The organism is Bacillus sp. REN3 (genome assembly GCF_017912555.1).
Taxonomy (GTDB): Bacteria; Bacillota; Bacilli; order Bacillales; family Cytobacillaceae; genus Mesobacillus.
Window position 1 is genome coordinate 133,063 of record NZ_JAERSD010000002.1, and the last position, 19,012, is coordinate 152,074.

Annotated in this window: 15 protein-coding genes; 4 read left to right on the forward strand and 11 right to left on the reverse strand. The window is 49.1% G+C overall.

The features are described from left to right. Positions 1-203: 203 nt before the first annotated feature. The gene (locus JJQ88_RS02140; protein WP_210364089.1) at positions 204-2,123 is read left to right on the forward strand and encodes a heavy metal translocating P-type ATPase; all 1,920 of its coding nucleotides are present in this window, start codon (positions 204-206) and stop codon (positions 2,121-2,123) included. A 327-nt stretch (positions 2,124-2,450) separates the two neighbouring features. On the opposite strand, the gene JJQ88_RS02145 is transcribed toward JJQ88_RS02140, so the two are convergent. After that, positions 2,451-3,272 (reverse strand): YihY/virulence factor BrkB family protein, encoded by an 822-nt coding sequence (locus tag JJQ88_RS02145; RefSeq protein ID WP_210364090.1) that lies wholly within the window; start codon positions 3,270-3,272, stop codon positions 2,451-2,453. A gap of 65 nt (positions 3,273-3,337) precedes the next feature. Beyond that, positions 3,338-3,691, reverse strand: coding sequence for a YtxH domain-containing protein (locus JJQ88_RS02150; protein ID WP_210364091.1), 354 nt, complete (start codon positions 3,689-3,691; stop codon positions 3,338-3,340). Between the two features lie 211 nt (positions 3,692-3,902). Here JJQ88_RS02150 and JJQ88_RS02155 point away from each other — a divergent pair, with 211 nt between their 5' ends. The 3 genes from JJQ88_RS02155 (at position 3,903) to JJQ88_RS02165 (ending at position 6,029) form a co-directional block, all read left to right on the forward strand. Next, positions 3,903-5,258: an alanine/glycine:cation symporter family protein gene (locus JJQ88_RS02155; RefSeq protein ID WP_210364092.1), complete on the forward strand. Its 1,356-nt coding sequence runs from the start codon at positions 3,903-3,905 to the stop codon at positions 5,256-5,258. Positions 5,259-5,359: 101 nt separating this feature from the next. Further along, the gene (locus JJQ88_RS02160) at positions 5,360-5,584 is read left to right on the forward strand and encodes a DUF1128 domain-containing protein (RefSeq protein ID WP_210364093.1); all 225 of its coding nucleotides are present in this window, start codon (positions 5,360-5,362) and stop codon (positions 5,582-5,584) included. Between the two features lie 124 nt (positions 5,585-5,708). Continuing rightward, positions 5,709-6,029, forward strand: a complete 321-nt coding sequence (locus tag JJQ88_RS02165; protein WP_210364094.1) for a hypothetical protein — start codon at positions 5,709-5,711, stop codon at positions 6,027-6,029. 324 nt (positions 6,030-6,353) lie between these two features. Here JJQ88_RS02165 and JJQ88_RS02170 read toward each other — a convergent pair whose 3' ends face one another. From JJQ88_RS02170 to gnd, 9 genes are all read right to left on the reverse strand, one after another. Beyond that, positions 6,354-6,938, reverse strand: a complete 585-nt coding sequence (locus JJQ88_RS02170) for a molecular chaperone TorD family protein (protein WP_246860876.1) — start codon at positions 6,936-6,938, stop codon at positions 6,354-6,356. A 65-nt stretch (positions 6,939-7,003) separates the two neighbouring features. Further along, positions 7,004-10,102, reverse strand: a complete 3,099-nt coding sequence (locus tag JJQ88_RS02175) for a molybdopterin-dependent oxidoreductase (protein ID WP_210364096.1) — start codon at positions 10,100-10,102, stop codon at positions 7,004-7,006. Then, a complete protein-coding gene (nrfD, locus tag JJQ88_RS02180) occupies positions 10,092-11,372 on the reverse strand; it encodes an NrfD/PsrC family molybdoenzyme membrane anchor subunit (RefSeq protein ID WP_210364097.1) in 1,281 nt (426 codons plus the stop codon). The genes JJQ88_RS02175 and nrfD overlap by 11 nt, the downstream gene beginning before the upstream one ends. A 12-nt stretch (positions 11,373-11,384) precedes the next feature. Beyond that, a complete protein-coding gene (locus tag JJQ88_RS02185; RefSeq protein ID WP_210364098.1) occupies positions 11,385-12,272 on the reverse strand; it encodes a 4Fe-4S dicluster domain-containing protein in 888 nt (295 codons plus the stop codon). Positions 12,273-12,294: 22 nt separating this feature from the next. Next, positions 12,295-12,495 carry a twin-arginine translocase TatA/TatE family subunit gene (gene tatA / locus JJQ88_RS02190; protein ID WP_210364099.1) on the reverse strand — a complete coding sequence of 67 codons (201 nt, stop codon included), beginning with the start codon at positions 12,493-12,495 and terminating at the stop codon, positions 12,295-12,297. 484 nt (positions 12,496-12,979) lie between these two features. Continuing rightward, complete coding sequence (locus tag JJQ88_RS02195) at positions 12,980-14,329, reverse strand: sigma-54-dependent transcriptional regulator (protein WP_210364100.1); 1,350 nt, start codon at positions 14,327-14,329, stop codon at positions 12,980-12,982. Positions 14,330-14,363: 34 nt separating this feature from the next. After that, complete coding sequence (locus tag JJQ88_RS02200) at positions 14,364-16,424, reverse strand: ATP-binding protein (RefSeq protein ID WP_210364101.1); 2,061 nt, start codon at positions 16,422-16,424, stop codon at positions 14,364-14,366. Then, a complete protein-coding gene (locus JJQ88_RS02205) occupies positions 16,421-17,428 on the reverse strand; it encodes an ABC transporter substrate-binding protein (RefSeq protein WP_210364102.1) in 1,008 nt (335 codons plus the stop codon). The genes JJQ88_RS02200 and JJQ88_RS02205 overlap by 4 nt, the downstream gene beginning before the upstream one ends. Before the next feature lie 282 nt (positions 17,429-17,710). Then, positions 17,711-18,610, reverse strand: a complete 900-nt coding sequence (gnd, locus tag JJQ88_RS02210; RefSeq protein ID WP_210364103.1) for a phosphogluconate dehydrogenase (NAD(+)-dependent, decarboxylating) — start codon at positions 18,608-18,610, stop codon at positions 17,711-17,713. Positions 18,611-19,012 lie beyond the last annotated feature (402 nt).

Genomic DNA, 19,012 nt, shown 5'->3' on the forward strand with positions numbered 1-19,012 from the left:
TTTTGTCTCCTCATGCAATAGCATAATTCTTTCAAAAATCATATACTGTATGGTAACATAAATGTGAATACTATATGTATAATTTGTTTTGGCTTTCCGCTGTCATCCTCCCGATGACAGCTTTCGTGTTTTTTAGGGGTGTTGATTGTGATTATTACTATCAATTAAGAACAAAGCCAAAAAATAAAGGAGGAAGAGAGAAAATGGCACAGGGCACGAATGCACTGGGAAAACAAGAAACTGTTCCCGAGAAAACGTTCATTGAAAAAATCAAGCCGCATGCCGAACTGATTGCGGCCAGTTTAAGCGGTATCTTGATCGCAGCCGGCTGGATCCTGAGCAAGGGGGAAACAGAAACTGCCTCCGTTGTTTTATTCGTTTTGGCTTATGTGATCGGTGGATTTGCCAAAGCAAAGGAAGGCATTGAAGAAACCGTTAAAAACAAAGAATTGAATGTCGAGATGCTTATGATTTTTGCGGCGATCGGCTCGGCCATCATTGGTTATTGGACGGAAGGCGCCATCCTGATATTCATTTTTGCGATGAGCGGGGCGCTGGAAACCTATACGATGAACAAAAGCCGTAAAGAAATTTCCTCGCTGATGGAGCTCCAGCCAGAAGAAGCCTTAAGGATCACGAATGGGGTCGAGGAGCGCGTCCATGTTTCAGAGCTTTCGATCGGTGATTTGATTTTGGTAAAACCTGGCGAACGGATTCCGTCAGATGGCAAGGTGGCAAAAGGACAGACGACCATCGACCAGGCAGCCATCACCGGCGAATCCATCCCGGTTTCGAAGGATCCAGGCGATGAGGTGTTTGCAGGGACGGTGAACCTGACAGGCTCACTTACGGTCGAAATCACCAAACCGACAGGCGAAACCCTTTTCCAGAAGATCATCCTGCTTGTCCAGAATGCCCAGAGCGAAAAGTCCCCTTCCCAGCTGTTCATTGAAAGATTCGAGGGAACATACGTCAAGGTTGTGCTAGCTGTCGTCTTGCTGATGATGTTCCTTCCTCACTTCTTGCTTGGCTGGAGCTGGACGGAGACCTTTTACCGCGCCATGATCCTGCTAGTTGTCGCCTCACCTTGTGCGCTTGTAGCGTCGATCATGCCTGCGACACTATCAGCGATATCGAATGGCGCCAAGCATGGAATCTTGTTCAAAGGCGGCGTGCATTTGGAAAATTTGAGTAATTTGAAGGCCATTGCTTTTGATAAAACAGGGACATTGACGAAAGGGAAACCAGAGGTAACCGATTTTATCGTCGCATCGGGGCTTATGAAGGATGAAGTCCTGCTGAAGGCTGCCTCGATCGAGAGCCATTCCAATCACCCGCTCGCAAACGCGATTGTCAAATACGCGAAAGAAGAGCTGGGACAGGAGCTGATCCGTCCCGAAAGCATCGAGGATGTCTCCGGCTGGGGCGTGAAAGCCCACTTTGATAACGAGGACTGGAAAATCGGCAAAGCTGACTTTGTCGGCAAGGCTGCGGCAGAATCATTTGCCGACGGCGCCGCTTTGAAGCTTGCAGACGAAGGAAAAACAACCGTCTATATTGAACGGAATGGCGAGCTTGCCGCCTTGATCGCCCTGAAGGATATTGTCCGCGAAGAAACAAAACAGGCAATCGACCTCTTGAAGTCGGAAGGGATCTATACGGTCATGCTGACAGGCGACAGCAAATACACAGCGAAGGCCATCGCGGCTGAAAGCCATGTGAACGAGCATATCGCTGAATGCCTCCCAGAAACGAAGGTTGAGCATCTGAAGGAATTGCGTGAACGATTCGGGAATGTCGCAATGGTCGGCGACGGTATCAATGATGCACCAGCCCTTGCCACTGCGAATGTCGGGATTGCCATGGGAGAAGGAACCGATGTCGCCCTTGAAACTGCCGACATCGTCCTGATGAAAAACGACCTGCCGAAGATTGCGGATGCAATCAATCTGTCACGGAGAATGAACCGTATCGTAAAACAAAACATTGTCTTCTCCATCCTGGTCATCATGGTCCTGATCGCGTCGAATTTCCTGCAGCTGCTCGACCTGCCATACGGTGTAATCGGCCATGAAGGCAGTACAATCCTGGTCATCCTGAACAGCTTGCGTTTATTGAAATAACAAGATATCCCGCCGGACAGTGTCCCGGCGGGATTTTTTCTTTAATGCGGAGTAGTCACTACTAAAACAGCGTTTTCCAATTAGGAATGACACCTTCTTTTAGAGGGCGATGGAATGTTTAACCCATTTTAGTGGTACCCATTTGATCCATTCGCAGAGCTTGATGTTTTTTGCTTCGGATTGCTCTTGTTGCCCTTTTGCTTTGTTCCGCCGTCCTTTTTCGTTTTCTTCGTCATAGTGGAATCCCCCTTAAGAAAAAAATAAGGCTTTATGCCTCATTTTAGCTTTTGCAAAAATCGCTTGTTGTTTCCCGGAAATTTCAGGTGGTCAGCACCCTTCCTTTTCTTCGCTGAAATAGGCATTGATTTCGCCGCCGATAATGATGATGTATGCGGATAGATAAAGCCAGATCATCAGTACAATGATTGCCCCTATGCTGCCGTAAGTTGAGGTATAGCGCCCAAAATGGCTGACATAGTAGGAAAAACCGAGTGATACGATCACCCAGCCGGCTGTTGCGAAAATCGAGCCTGGCAACCCGCTGATACATGTGATTTTTTTATTGGGGGCAATCCAGTAAAGTCCCAGGAACACGACAAACAGGATGACAATGCTGCTCAGCCAGCGGAACATGTTCCACACCGACAGGAATTCCTCCGTCAATCCGAACTGAGCAAACAGCCATGTCCCGATTTCCTTGCCAAAGACAGGGAGGAGCAATGCGACAAGGAAAACAAAGATCATTGCAAACGTCAGGATGATCGACATAAGCCGGCTTACGAAGAAGGACCTCGTCTCCTCCACTCTATATGCCTTATTAAAAGCCCTGACAATCGCATTGATCCCATTGGAAGCCGACCAGATCGTCGCAATCAGTCCAATGGATAACAGCTGCGGATCCCTGTCCATGATGTCTTCGAGGCTGCTCTCAATCAGTTCCATCGACTGGGCAGGTGTATAGTCATGGAGAAAATTCAGGATATCCACTTCAGTGATCGGAAGATATGGCAACAGCGTCACCAGGAAAATCAACAACGGAAATAAAGAAAGCAATAAGAAATAGGCAAGCTGTGCCGCAAGTGCCGGAACATCATCTTCCCCGATCCGGTGCCATATTTTCCTAAAAAAAGATATATTGACTGCCCGCATCTTCCCGCCTCCTCCCCTGCTTCCCTTTTCTAAGCTCTTTCCCATGATTATTATTGGCCCTGGATCTACTGCTGCTCAGGGTCTGGAAGGCTTTTGGAAGCGATTTTGCTTAACGCCTCCTTTGTGTCCTTCACAAGGTCTGTGACCTCCTGGGGAACATCTCTTATTTCCTCCACTTTTTCTGTTATGAAGGCAACATCCTCTGTTACCTGTTCAACGGTTGACCTGACTTTATTCACGGCTGCCTTTACGTCCCCAATGAACTCATTTGGATTCTTGACTACATACGCCACGTTGCCTGAGACCTTGCTGAAATCTTCCTTGACGGCCTGGCGTGTCGGTTTTTCCAGCAGGGTAACAGCTCCTCCTGCAATTGCACCGAAGACAATGCCCATCCAAAATTTCTTAGAACTGCCCACTCTTTTCTCCTCCTAGAAAAATTTCGCAGACGTGATCATGATTGTCTGCTTCCTACCTACATTTTCCACGATTCCCATGTGTTCATGCAAGTCCTGAGCTATTTTTTTCAAATTGTGCACTCCGGTGGTAAATGCTTGACTTTGGGGCAATTATCAGAATATTCTTGTTAGAGAACGTTTTTCGACAATAATTTTTTAAAGGGGGAGAAGGATGACTTTTCAAGAGTGGATAGACAAAATCAGCGGCTGGGTCTGGGGTCCGCCCCTATTGATCCTGCTTGTCGGTACGGGGTTGTATTTAACAATAAGGATTGGGTTCCTGCAGTTCAGGCTGCTTCCCTATTCATTGAAGCTTGCATTCACAAAAAGACAGGATAAGAAATCCGATGGAGACATTTCCCACTTCCAGGCATTGATGACGGCACTGGCTGCTACCGTTGGAACAGGGAATATCGCTGGTGTGGCCACAGCGGTTTTCACCGGCGGTCCCGGAGCGGTGTTCTGGATGTGGATTACAGCGTTTGTCGGCATGGCGACAAAATATGCGGAAGCGGTGCTTGCCGTCAAATACCGGGTTGAAGATCCGGATGGCGAAAAATCAGGCGGCCCGATGTACTATCTTGAGAGAGGGCTCGGGCAAAAATGGCTTGGTGTCCTGTTCGCGCTATTCGGAGCGATAGCCGCGTTCGGAATCGGGAATCTCGTACAATCCAATTCGGTCGCAAGCGTAGTAAACTCGACTTTTTCCGTTCCGGCATGGGTGACTGGACTGGTCCTGACCATCTTTACGGCGCTGGTGATCCTCGGAGGGATCAAAAGCATTGGCAAGGTGACCTCCTTTTTCGTTCCTGTCATGGCACTTTTTTATCTGATTGCCGGGCTGGTCGTCATTGTCATGAATTTTGACCTCGTCCCTTCAGCCATTGCTTTGATTTTCACGGACGCCTTTACCGGGGAAGCTGTCGCCGGCGGCGCCATCGGCTCTGTCATCCGCTGGGGAGTTGCGCGCGGTGTTTTTTCCAACGAAGCAGGGCTTGGATCTGCCCCGATTGCGGCCGCAGCGGCAAAGACCGATCTTCCAGGACGCCAGGCACTCGTATCGATGACGCAGGTTTTCATCGATACAATTGTGATCTGTTCGATTACCGGGATCACGATCGTCATGGGAGACTTGTATACCGGCGATCTCACAGCGGCAGACCTGACGTCCGCCACATTCGCGAAATTCCTTGGTTCTTCGGGATCGATCGTTGTGGCAATCGGACTCCTGTTCTTTGCCTCATCGACTATTATTGGCTGGTCCTATTACGGGGAAAAATGCTTCTCTTACTTATTCAGCAAGGATATTGTCATCTATTACCGGATCGCCTTCGTGGCCGCAGTTTTCATCGGGGCCGTTTCACAGCTGCAGATTGTCTGGGGCATCGCCGATATCATGAATGGACTGATGGCGTTCCCGAACCTGATTGGCCTTCTCGGCTTGTCCGGTGTAGTCGTGGCTGAGACAAGGAATATCCTAAATGCGATCAAAGAAGAAAAGAAACAGGGAAGTACCATGAGCACCTAAAAGCTTTAGACAATCCGGCTCTCTTATGGGCCGGATTTATAATTGACTTTTCATTGTTAAAATGGAAAGATAATTGTACAACCTTGGAGAGGATGAACGGAGTGGATTTATCAAAGAATACGCCTGAAAACGTTGACTTTATGATTGAGAAAATAAAAGAGCGCTTGAATGTCATGAACATTGGGGCAATCAAGTCATCCCATTTTGATGCTGAAATGTACGAAGAATTGAAGGATATCTACGAGATGATCATGAAGAAAAATAATTTCAGCCCGAACGAATTGCAGGCAATCGCCGAAGAACTAGGCAATTTGCGGAAGCAATAAGGATTCCTGGCAGACACTCGATTGAGTGTCTGTTTTTTGTTGCTGCAAATTGTCAAAATATTTTTGTTTCAACAGTGATTATGTTGTTATATCATAGAAATATTCCTTTCAGGGGGTGAGGATCTTGAAAAGATTTACTTTTTCCACTCTTGGCCTGCTCATCCTGACCGCTGTGATGCTCGGGCATGGCACTTCGGATAACAAGCTGAATGATCCGCTGGACACAGGCAGCAGCCTGATGCTCCCAATCGAGATTCCGCTTGAACTGCCCCCGGCATCAGATGAAGATGGCAAAAAACTTGCCTTTGCTATTTGCGCAGCTACCCTGGTCTCCCTTGCCCGCCTTTGGCTGAAAAGGATTCCTTCTTTCACTGTTTTTTCTTTCCACTTTGCCTTTCTTTCCATGGTTTTCTACCAGTCCAATTACGTGATTAAGCCTCTTTGATTTTAAAAAAATAATCCAATTCAAGGAGGTATGTATATGTGGTTCCGTTTCCTGATGATCGGTTTCTTTTCATTGGCCGCGACAAGCATGTTATTTTACCAGGGAATCGAGTTTTATCATGCATTCATCGATTTCTTCAAGCAGGATTGAAAGGAAGATGCGAAAACCATGATTAATTTGACGCTGAAGGCATAAAATACAGACAGATACGAAAGAAAGCCGAGTTCATTCCAAAAATGTGGAATGAACTCGGCTTTGTTAATGAAGGTGCCCGAAAGTGGCCGAAAATGGGCAAGTGTTCAGCTGCTTCCTTTGCGTACCCTTTTACTCTGCTGCTTCTACCCAGCCATTCTCCATCATATCCGCATAGAATCGGAGGAATTCCTTGAAGAACGGATGCTTCACCTTCATTTCTGCCTGCTGGAGCAATGGGCGGATCACGGGCTGGATATACTGGTGAAGCACATCAGCTTCCAGTTCCTCAAGCTGCTCAAGGTATTGGCTGTCCCCTTCCTGTTCTGCCTCGATTTCCTCCTTCATCACCGAGCTGAGAAAAGCTGTCAGGCTGCCGAAATGATCCGGGAACCGATCCTGTTCCAGCGGATAATAGAAGCCTGTTTTTTCATACAGGCCAATCAGGCAAAGCAAATCCTTCCTCCGGTCTTCTTCATCCCCACTGTTCGTTGGATAGGAGGAAAAGTAAGGGGAGACAAAGTGGTCCCCCGGTATGAAAAAGTGATTGTCATGCCAGAGCTGTACTTCATCCCTTTTGTAAAAAGAATGAAATGAAAGCTCTTGCTGTAACGGTTCCGGAACATCCTCCATGATCTCTTCGTAACGTTTCCAGTCACCAAACCAGATGCTTGTCAAAAGATTAGCGATTGCGAGCTTTCCATATCGTTCTTCCATCATTGTCTCCACCTTCGTTTTCTAAAAGATTTCCGGGGATTGCGCCAGCGGGCAACCCCCCTTGATCACGCTTTTTCCACGTCCACGAATACGTCCTGCTGGGCTGGTCCGCCTACCAGAAGGTCCGCGAGATAGCCTTCGAAGTAGCTTCCATCCCTGTCCGACAAGGCGTTGACGGAGAAGCCGAGCCCGCGCTCCTTAGCGTAGCCTGATTCCTCGTGGAGCGGTTTGTTGAATTCATAGTCTGTATGTCCGTATTTTCCAGCTGGCTCGATTGTCTTGCCATCCACTTTCACCGGCTTTGAACCATATGCGTCATGCCCAAAGCTGAAGTTTGCTCCTACGACACCCGGCTTGATGCCAGGAGTGACCAGCGCTTTTCCTTTGACCTTGGCATTATTCGATACGATGAAGATGTCATCATCCGTCTTGATTCCTTTTTTCTTCGCATCGGCCGGATTGATCCACAAGTAGTTTTCCGGCTTGATTTCCCGAAGCCAGGCGTTGCCTTCTGTCCGGTGCGTTGCCATATTCCTCGATTTCCAGTTAATGAACTGCAGCGGCTTGCTTGGCTTGTAAACCTGGCCATCGTAAGTCTTGATTTCATCCGCTACTGGGACGCCCTCGAAGAACTTGCCGGTGTAAGCGCTCTTGAAGCCTGCTGCCTTATCATCGTAGAAATAAACTTGCTTGGCCCATTGGTATTTCAGCTTATTGCCGATATATTCATCGCCCGCCGGTTCGAAACGCCCGCCGCGATTCAATACATAGACAACTTTTTTCCACTCTTCAGGCTTGACGGCGTTTTTCAGCTTCTGGATGTCAAAGTACTTGCCAAGCGCTTTCTGCCTTGCTTTTTCAAAAATCGCCAATTCTTCCGCATTGGCATCTTTTACTGGTTTCTGGCCATCGTAGGCAATGTTGGCAATGCGCTTCAAATAGTACTCCTCAGGGTTATTGAGAGATGAACCGTCAACGAATGCCTTATCGCCAACTCCCGGGAGGCCCATGCCCTTCAGGAGGTCGATGTATACCTGTTCTGTCGGTCTGGCATCCGGGACAATGCGTGTTACTGGCTGGATGACGCCGGCAAACTTATATTTCAGGATTGGGAAGATGTCTTCCGCATTCCAGCTTTCAAGATAAGCAAGATCTGGCAAGATGAAATCCGCATATTTCGATGTTTCGCCGATCATCACATCGGACGACACGACAAGTTCAACAACCTTCGGGTCACGAAGGAACTTTGCCTGCATATCGGAACGCGGACCTGCCATAACAGGTGAAGTCCTGTTGATCAGCAATGCCCTGATTTTGTAAGGATAGCCTTCTGCCGAGCTTGGCAGCACATCGTTGATCAGCTTGTTCCCCAGTGGGTACCATGGGCGTTTCGCCGGATAGCCATCCTTCTCGAACAATGAGGTTTTTTCATATGGGACCTTGTGCCTTGTCACCGGTATGCCCCATGATTTATTTGCATTAGGCACAGTCGCGAGGTCATAGCGGCCTTCTGTTGCTTTGAACTTCGCTCCAAGCACTGTGTCGCCGCCCTTCCAATCGTGGTTGCCGACAAGGTGGTTCAGCATGTTGATAGCCCGGACGCTGTAATAGCCGTTGGCGTGCATGGCTGGTCCGCGGTAGGCATGGATCCCGACCTTTTTGCCATGCGATGTGAATTCACGGGCAAGCTGGATGATTTGTTCTGCCGGGACATCTGCCAGCTTTGCGTATTCTTCGATGGATTTTTCCATGACCTTGTCCTTGAAAATCCTGAACACGGATTTCACTTTGATGCCGTTGATTGTTGTATCGACGTCCAGCTCGCCATTCATCGCCTTCAAATGGGATACCGGCTTGCCGTTTTCAATGACAGCGAATTCCTCGCCCCCTACACCCAGCTCCTTGGCGAGGACGAATGGACGTTTCTTATCGCCAACATTGACCAGGAAGGATGCGTCGCTCCATGTCGTTTCATTGTCAAGGTTCGCTGCTTCCTGATTCGGATTGCGAAGGTACATTTCATCATAACGGTTATTTTCGATGATCCAGCGGCACATCGCCATCGCAAGGGCACCATCGCCTCCTGGCTTGACCGGTATCCAGACATCCGCTTTTTCCGCAGTTTTGCTGAAGCGCGGATCGATGACGACCATCTTCATGCCTCGTTCAATCGCGTTTGTGATCTGCGGAGCGAAGGTTGTCGGCCCGCGGTTCGCGACCATCGGGTTCGTTCCCCAGACGATGACCATTTCCGCATTGTCATAGTCAGGAATCATCCGCTTCTTCGGCTTTTCAGCATCGTGTGAACGGACGTTTCCCTGTACGCTCGTGATTCCGCAATAGCCTCCATGGTCATAGAAATTCGCTGTCCCAAGGCTTCCAACTGCGAGACGCTCGATGAATTCGCGCCTGTGCCCAGCCATGATCGCAATCTGATTCGATTTCGGCCCAAGGTCAGGATGGTTCGTATCGATCAGGATATCCTTGTACTTTTTATCAAATGCGGCCTTTGTCATTTGGCCAGCCTTAAGCTTATCCCAGTCAGCCATGACCGCTTCTTCCGGCGCGTATTTCCACATTTCCTTCAGTCCAGGAGTGCCGAGGTCCTTGCTGCCTTCAAGTATTTCTTTATACGCCTCTTCCCAGCTGACTGTCTTCCACATCCCGCTGCCCCGTTCGCCGACACGCTTCAATGGCTTCTGGACCCGGAAGGCATCGTAGTTGGTCTGGATGCCCGCCTGCCCCTTCAGGCAAGTCCGGCCGCCGCGGAAACCGCGTCCCTGTTTGGCCACGTCGCCGGTACCCTTGACTGCCTGGGAAACAGGAGTGTCGTAGTTGATATGGCCATAAGGCACCATGGTCATCGGGCTGTACTGGTTGCCCGCGATCTTGCGGACAATTGATGAATAAGCGCCGCCGGCTGCTCCTGCAGTAATGTATGTTTTAATCGTACAGGTAGCGTTGCACTGCTGGCAAGAAGTGAAAATCACATTTTCTGCTGTATAATCCTGGTAGTCTGTCCCTGCGCCGTGGGCTTCATCGATCCAGACCCCATTCATCACCTGCTTGATCGGCCCGACGAATGCTGGCCCGACAAAGGCGACCGCACCAAGCGTTCCAAGTGCTTTTAAAAATCCACGCCGTTTCATTGGTTTATTTTCCATTATGGCTCACCTCGTCAGAAGTTTCTTCAATCGGCAGCAGCAGCTCCCCGAACGAATAGATTAATAGTCCCATCGCGACAACCCCGACACTGACCATCCATTCTTTCAGTGTTGGCGCATAATTGCCCCATGGCAATTCATGGAATACTGGCACGACAAGCGGCGGGACCACGATGTTGAAGCGGACCCCAATGATCCCGATGACGATCAGGATCGCTGCCAGCAGCAAGGCATTGATATTTTCTTTTGTTTTTTTCCAAAAAACGATGGTGATTGGGACAACTGCGCCCAGGAACATCTGGACGATCCAGAACGACCACGCTTTCTCGCTTGCGAGCATTGTTCCCAGTGTATCCAAATGTTCCGCCTCAAGGCCGTACCAGCCAACAAGATATTCGTAGAATTGGAGGCCGAGGTCGACGATCAGGAAGCCGACCATCATCTTCGAAAGGGAGATGACCATCTCTTTATCGATCGGCTGCTTCTGGACTTTTTTCTTGATGATATACATGGCCAAAAGCAAGGCTGTTCCTGAAACCATCGCGGATACGACGAAAATGATTGGGAACAGTGCTGTGTTCCAGGCCGGACGGGCTTTCACCAGGGCAAAAATCGTTCCCGTACCGCCGTGGACACCGAAAATCGCGATTGGGATCCCGATTGTGCCAAGAATCTTCATCCACATGTGGTCTCGCTTCTTTGTCGCTGCATTGATCGTGGAGTTTTTAAAGGTTAACAGCCTTGCAACAAACCCTTTCATCGTATTCGTTTTTGCCGCGCGTACAAGGTCTTCCCTCATCGCAATGTAAAGTTCGACCATCAGGAGAGCGATGTACACAAGGTAAAAGTGGACTTCCCATCCGAGCGGGGAAGTGACGTTCCAATAGATGATCGCGTTCATCAGCCTTTCTGGACGCCCCAGATCCATCAGGACGAAGGTCAAGGCAACGATCATACAGACAATTGCTGTGAACAGGGCGGCTTTACCGATCCGCTCGTATTCTTCCATCCCGAACACATAAATCAGTGTCGACAGCAGGAACGATCCTGCGCTTAGTCCCACAAAGAAAATATAGAAAGCGATCCACGCGCCCCAAGGAGTGATGCTTGATAGATTCGTAGCTGCCAGCCCGGTGATGAAGCGTTCAACGATAAAATAGCCGCCGATCAAAAAAGCTACAGTCAATGCTGATATCCAGATCTTAAAAGCAGAGGACACAGCAGGTTTGGCATTTGTTTTCTGTTTCAGATTAACAGCGAGATTTGACATCGCCTGTCCCTCCTATCGTAAGTAAATGACGTTCGGATGTGTTCCCAATTCTTCCTTCAGCCGGAAGGCTCTTGGGCTTGCGGCAAGCTTGGAGACTACACTGTTCGGGTCGCTGATGTCTCCGAAGAAGCGGGCGTCGCCAATGCATGTTTCGACGCATGCCGGCTCTTCGCCCCGCTGCAGCCTGTGGAAGCAGAAACTGCATTTCCGTACTGTGCCGATCGGTGTCTTGCCCTTTTCACGATTGCCGCGTTCCATGCCATATTCAGGGCTGGACACATCGTTGTAGCCCGTCATTTCCTGCTCGTAGCTGTCCCCGAAATCGAATGAACGCGCTCCATATGGACAGGCAACGATACAATAGCGGCAGCCGATGCAGCGGTCGTTGTCGATTGCGACGATTCCGTTTTCCATTTTGTAGGTTGCTCTCGTCGGGCAAACCTGGGCACATGCTGGCTTGTCGCACTGCATGCATGGCCTAGGAAGGTTGACAGCCTTGATATTCGGGAATTCCCCTTCAAGCGACTCCATGACGACATTATAAGAGATTCCTGGCGGCGTCCTGTTCTCTGCTTTGCAGCTGACCGTACATGTATCGCACCCGACACATTTCTTGAGGTCGATGACCATTGCCCATTTCGGCCCGCTTCCGTCCTTCTTTTTCACTGGAGCATCGGATGCATAATATTTTCCGAACTCCTTTGTCAATGAAGAGGAATATACCTTATGGAAATCCTCGATTTTCAGTTTTCCGCTGATGACCTTCCTGGCATCGCGCGCCATGTTAAGGCCAAGCTCGGTATCATATTGTGAATCGTTCAGTTCCTTTCTTCCATCCGGAAGCATCTTGTCGACAATTTTGTCATAATCTACTTTCGTTTCATTTGAAAACAGCCCCATCTTTCGTCACCTCTTCCTGCGTTTATATTTCTTTCTTGATTTCCTTCAGGTCCTCGCCGATATCGTCCGTGATATCGCTTGTCAATTCCTTTGTCGATTTCTTGAACTCCTTCAGTGTCTGCCCGAATGCCCGGCCGATTTCAGGGAGCTTCTTCGGTCCAAAGATGATCAGCGCCAGTGTCAGGATCAAAATCAAACCTGGAATGCCAATATTGGATAACATCATGCCACTTCCTTTTTTGTTTTTCTTGCTTATATATGATGCAAGCCGTGTGCCAAGTTTTTTCTTAAAGGGTCATTCTTGCAGATGGATCACTTGAACCACTTGCGGCTCTAGCATTCCGGGATTCGTGACACTTCTGTGAACAATAAAAAACGGCCAGCAGAAGCAAATAGCTTCATGCTGGCCGTTTCAATCTGTGCCATTTTGTCATGGTTTTGCAGAAATGGCATGTGCCATTTTGTCATAGTGGAAAGAAGCATGCCATTTTGGCAGGATAGAACTTCATGCAAACGCCTAAAAGAGCTCAGCATCCTTCCCTTCATTCCCCATGTAGAAGAAGTTATCCCTCCAAGGGATAACTTAAGGCTGGTTCATGGGCTTACGGCTACTGTCCCAGGCATCCAAACGCTGGTGAGGAAATCATCCTTCCGCTCCTCCGTTCATGCTTGCAGCGCCATCTAGCTTCTCGGCTCTTGTCCGCCATCTATGATTCTTTCAAACCATATTGCTCAATTTTGCGGTACAAATTGCGGACACTGATGCCGAGCGCTTCCGCAGCTTTCGTCTTGTTCCAGTTCATTTGCCTGAGGGCATTCTCAATATGGGCTCTTTCTAATTCTTCCAGAGAGCAGAGCTTTGATGGTTCTGCGATCGGAGGAGGGGATCCCGCCGGACCTTTGGACTGCGGCAGCAGCAAATCCTCCGCCTCGATGGTCTCTCCCTTGGATAACAAAATCCCCCGCTCGATCAAATGGCCCAACTCCCGAACATTTCCAGGAAAATCATATTGCTCCAGTGCGGCCACGGCTTCTGGGGACAGCCGCTTCGAAGGGCTTTTTGTCCTGCAGATAAAATAATCGATCAATGCCGGCAAATCTTCTTTCCTGTCGCGAAGCGGCGGGATTCTCAATTTGACGACATTCAGCCTGTAATACAAATCTTCGCGGAAGCGCCCTTCCGCAACTTCCTTTTCCATGTCACGGTTCGTTGCCGCCACGACACGGACGGTGACATGCCGCTCCCGGACATCTCCCACCCGGCGGAATTCCCCCGTCTCAAGGAAACGGAGCAATTTCACCTGCAGGGCCAGCGGCATTTCACCAATCTCATCGAGGAAGAGAGTCCCACCCTTCGCAGCTTCGACAAGCCCTTTCTTCTCTTGGCTTGCACCTGTGAAAGCACCGCGGGCGTGGCCGAACAGTTCACTTTCGAGCAGTTGCTCCGGCAGTGCTCCTGAGTTCACCGGCACGAATGGTTCATCCGCGCGCAAACTCCAGTAATGGAGGGCCTTGGCGAACAGTTCCTTCCCAGTTCCGCTCTCACCCTCGATCAGGACCGGGACATCACTGTCCGCGATCCTCCGGGTCATCTCCAGCACCTCCTGGAAGTTGGCACTATTGCCGATGATCGTGAACTCGTTATGCTGGGCGATGATTTTCCTCATGCTGTCGTTTTTTTCTTTCAATACTTTATTTTCGGCGGCCTTGCCGATTGTCAGCTCAAGCTCGGACAGATTATACGGCTTTGTGATATAATCGAACGCCCCGATCTTCATCGCTTCAATCGCGGTATCGATTGTCCCGTGCCCGGTCAGGATGAGGACTTCCGTTTCCGGCTGGACTTTTTTCGTTTCCTTCAAAAGTTCGATTCCATCCATTTTAGGGAGGCGGATGTCATATACTCCAACATCATAATCGTTCTTTTTGACCAATTCGAGCGCATCTTCGGCTGTTTCCGCACTGTCCACATCGAAACCCTTCCGTCTCAGCCTTCTTACTAATAGCTCAAGCAGATCCTGCTCATCATCTACGACCAGCAATTTTATATTCCCCATGTAACCCCTCCTATCTGTTACGATTCAGGCAATGCTATGCCGGTAATTGAATGTCGGCTTCCGTTCCCTTCCCTGGTTCGCTATGAATCTGTATATTCCCTCCGAATTGCTGGATGATTCCGTAGCAGACGGATAATCCGAGCCCGGTCCCTTTTCCCAGGGGCTTGGTAGTGAAAAATGGGTCAAACAGCTTATCCATCGCTTCAGGGGAAATTCCATGGCCATTGTCACTGACCTTGATTGAAATGCCATGATTGGCAAGCCTAGCCGTGACTGTTAGCCTGCCTTCGGTTTCCATCGCATCGATGGCGTTGTTGATCAAGTTGACAATCACCTGCATCAGCTTGAGTCCATCCCCAACGACCGGAGGAATTTCGTCATCCACACGCAATTCAAGCTGGATACGATGTTTTTTCAACTGATGCTCAACCAGGCTTACACTGTTTTCGATGATTTCTTTAATGTCGATCTTGTCTTCTGTCCAGTCAGCCTTCCGGGAAAAATTAAGCAGGTTCCCGGTAATCCGTTTGCAGCGTTCGGTATTGTCTTTTATTTTCCGCAAGTAGTGCTCCATTTCTTCTTCATCCAAGTCCTCGTCCCCTGCCTGGATCCGGTCGATCAGATCCTCGGCATAGACATTGATGGTCGCGAGCGGATTGTTGACTTCATGGGCAAAGCTCGAGGCCATGATGCCAAGGGCGCTCAGCTTATCAGTCTGGATCATCGTTTCTTCCATTTGTTTTTGCTCGGTTATATCCTCGAGCACAACAAGGAATTGGCCCTCTTCATCGATCGCATGGTTGAGCGGGAATACCCTGTGCCTGAAGATACGCTCCCCATCCGCGCCATCCTTGAATTTCATCACCTCATCCGCGACTTTATCAAGATCCGGGCAAGTGATCGGGCAATGCTCGCATGGAGCTTTTTCACCGCCAATCACCGCATAACATGGAAGTGACAACCGGTCCTCTTTCAGCCAGCTCTTCAGCATCGGGTTCATCCAGGTGATCCTGTACTCTTTTGTCACAAGCGCTAACCCAGCGCCGATGCCATTGACTACAACATCAAGGCGCTCCTTTTCCTGCTCAAGCAGCCGCGACTTTTCCAATAGTTCCTTGCTCATTTCGTCGAAACTGTCCGCCAGCTTCCCAAGTTCATCTTTCCGTTTCATCTTTAGCGGGCTCGTTTTCCGTCCTTGTTTCAGCCGATTCATTTCACGGTCGATGGAAACAATCGGTTTTGTAAAATACAGCCCTGCCCAGACGCTGATCAAGCTGATAGTCAGGATCAGGACAGCCACAGCTCCCACGCCGTTCCGCAGCATCTTGTTGATTGGCTCGTAGGCAGTCGATTTTGGCTGCTCCATGACAAGCTTCCAATCAAGGTCCTCTATCATGGCGGTTACCCCGAGGACATCCTTCTTTTCCCCAGCTGGCTGTTTGTGCCAAAGCTTGCTGTAGTCCTGATGGGCAATCACTCGCCCATTGCCATCGACAAGATAAATATAGGATGAATTGTCCTGCCGCATCGAGGAAATCTTGCCAATCATTTTTTGCAGCTGGACGACAACACCAATCGCTTTCTTTTCATCGTCCCCATAAAAAGGGATCGCGAGCTTCATCACCGGCTGGCCATATGGATTGAATTCCACCTCGCCATAAACCTTCTCGTCGGTCTGCAGGCGGAACCACATATCATCCGGGAACCATTGCTCCTTTTCGTCAGGCATATCAAGCTGATAGCGGGATACCCGTTTTTCAACAAAGCCCTTTGAGTCGGTAACGACGACCTCCTCGATCGATTCGCTTTGCTGCAGGAGTTCATAAAGGGCGCTTTTCTCCTCATTCAGCTGATTCAGGCTAGCCAGAACATGGATCCGCTGAAAAATTTGATTGAAGTCGAATTCGATTTCCCGAGAAAGGTTCTGAAGCATCAGGTTTTGCTTTTCAAGGATCCTGTCCTCCAGGTCTGACTTCACATATGAATAGTAATAAAAACTGATCAATAACAGCGGGATTGTTGACATCGCGACACCGAACACCAATACTTTGTTGCGGATCGTCTGCGAATGGAGGAAATGAAGCAAAGTTTTCATCGTTTCTTCCCTCCCGGTTGGACGCCAGGATGAATGAACTCAGCGATTGAGAGCAAATCCTCATCATAGGAACCCCCGAGGGCGTCCTTTGTCTGTTGATTGATGACAAACCTCAGCCCATCCGGAAGCTCTACGGGCAGCTCAGCCGGCTTATTTCCCTGGAGGATAAGGCTGACAAACCTGGCTGCCTGGAACCCTTGCGAATAAAAGCTTGCCCCATAGCTTGCGAGCAGCCCTTTCTCCGCCTCGAAATCGTATAGGCCCATTGCCGGCATTTGCATTTCGGTCGCAAGCGCGACGATTTCATTCGTCATCGATTCGACCCTGAAGCTTGGCAGCATCAGGAGAGCATCGCCCTTCACAATTTGCCGTTTCAAATTTTCCATGCATTCCTTTTGGCTAACATCACACGCCATCAGCGGGATCTCCAGCTTCCTTGCCGCCTGCTCCGTCTCTTCCAGACTTAATTGGCTTACCTTTATTTTGCTGTCATACAGGACATGGACACGGTTTATAGCCGGCACAAGGGAAGTAAGCAGCTCAAGGCGCTTTCCCGAAATGCTGGCATGATAATTATTGATGCCGGTAAAAAGCCCTCCCGGCGAGCGGTAATCATCAATCAGCCCTACTTCCTTCGGTGCTGCAAGTCCGGCAAAAACAACCGGGATTTTTTTCTCCTGCTGATCCATTTTCTCCTTCAGGAAAAGCGTCTCAATGCCGCCAAGCGTAACAATCACATCGGGGTCTGTCTTTAGCAGATTGTCGATTTGTTTTTGGAGCCTTTCCTCATCATCATTCGCATTTTTCACACTGTAATGAATGTTCCCTTTATACCCAAGTTCATCCAGCCCTGCTTTCAAGCCCGCGAATTTCTGATAACGGTTTTCGCCCATCATGATGACGCCGAGCTCGACCGGCTCCTCCTCTTGAATCCCAAACATAGCGTATATAACGGCCGAAGCCGCAATAATTGTCAGAAAGAAGAAATACCATTTCGTTTTCAATGGTAACTGCACCCCATTTCGTCATTCACTTCTACTATAACTTAAAAAGTAATATGCTTATGTTGTAAAATAGGAGAATTTTATGAACGTGTCGGGGTATTGAGCGGTGGAAGACGCTGATCACGCCCCGCAGAATGAAGTTTTTGATACCTTGTGTTCTTTTGGGCATACAATCGAACCGACCGATTTTTCCTGCTTTTTTGGACATATGTAAGCCTGCTGGTTTTTAAAAGCATAAAAACAAAAAGCTCTCCTCAAAAAACGAGGAAAGCTTTCGATTCTTTACTCTTTCCGTTCCACTGCGTGGCCGCCGAATTCATTCCTTAAAGCAGCGACGACTTTTCCGGTGAAGGTGTCCTCTTCCAATGAACGATAACGCATCATCAGCGATAGGGCAATGACCGGAGCTGCCGCCTGAAGGTCAAGCGCGGTTTCCACTGTCCACTTGCCTTCGCCGGAAGAATGCATCACACCCTTGATGCTCTCAAGATTTGGTTCTTTTTCAAATGCGTTCTCGATTAATTCCATCAGCCAGCTGCGGATGACGGAACCATGGTTCCATACTCTTGAAACTTCCTTGTAATCATACTCAAACGGACTTTTCTCAAGGATTTCGAAGCCCTCCGCCATCGCCTGCATCATACCGTACTCAATGCCATTATGGACCATCTTCAGGAAGTGCCCGCTCCCGGCTTTTCCTGTGTATAAATAGCCCTTCTCAATTGAAATGTCTTTGAAAATCGGTTCCACATGCGCAAAAGTCTCTGCGTCCCCGCCAATCATCGTGCATGCCCCGTGGCGCGCCCCTTCCATGCCGCCGCTTGTCCCGACATCAAGGAAGTGGATCCCGGATTTTTTCAGCATGTCTGCACGCCTGACTGTATCCTTGTAATTAGAGTTCCCTCCGTCTATGACAATGTCACCTGGCTCAAGATGAGGCGCAAAGCCATCGACTACCTCGTCGATCAGTTCGCCAGCAGGGATCATCAGCCAGATAATACGCGGGACAGGGAGCTTTTCAGCCATCGCTTTGTAATCTGCTGCCGTTTCGGCCCCTTTGCTCTCGATATCCTTCATGACATCCTTATTGATATCATGCGCAACAACCTCGTGCCCATTTTCCATCAGGTTCAGCACTAAGTTATAGCCCATCTTGCCAAGGCCAACCATTCCTAGTTTCACAATGATGCACTCCTTACTTCGTTATAGGCACATCATATCAAATATTTTTTCATAAGTATATTAATAAACGAAAATTATTTTCATGAAATCCCTAAGTCTTCCTATTTGCTTCACATATGGATATTTTACAGTTTAAAGTACACGGGAGCATTCACTGTAAATCCCTCTCCTTCTTTTAAGCGCTTTGATCAGCTCCAACAGGCATAAAAAAACCTTGAATAGGCAAATTTTCCAGCCAGGCAGCCGCCTCGGGCAGACTTCCTGGCTGCCTTGTGACGCAGCTCAGGGAGTTAGGCTTCCCCGAGTTGCTGCGGGGCGGCTTATGACTAAGATGCTCCAAGTTAACGCTTCCCGAAACGATACTTAAGGAAGCCAATCCATGGACGAAAGCTGCCTATGCTA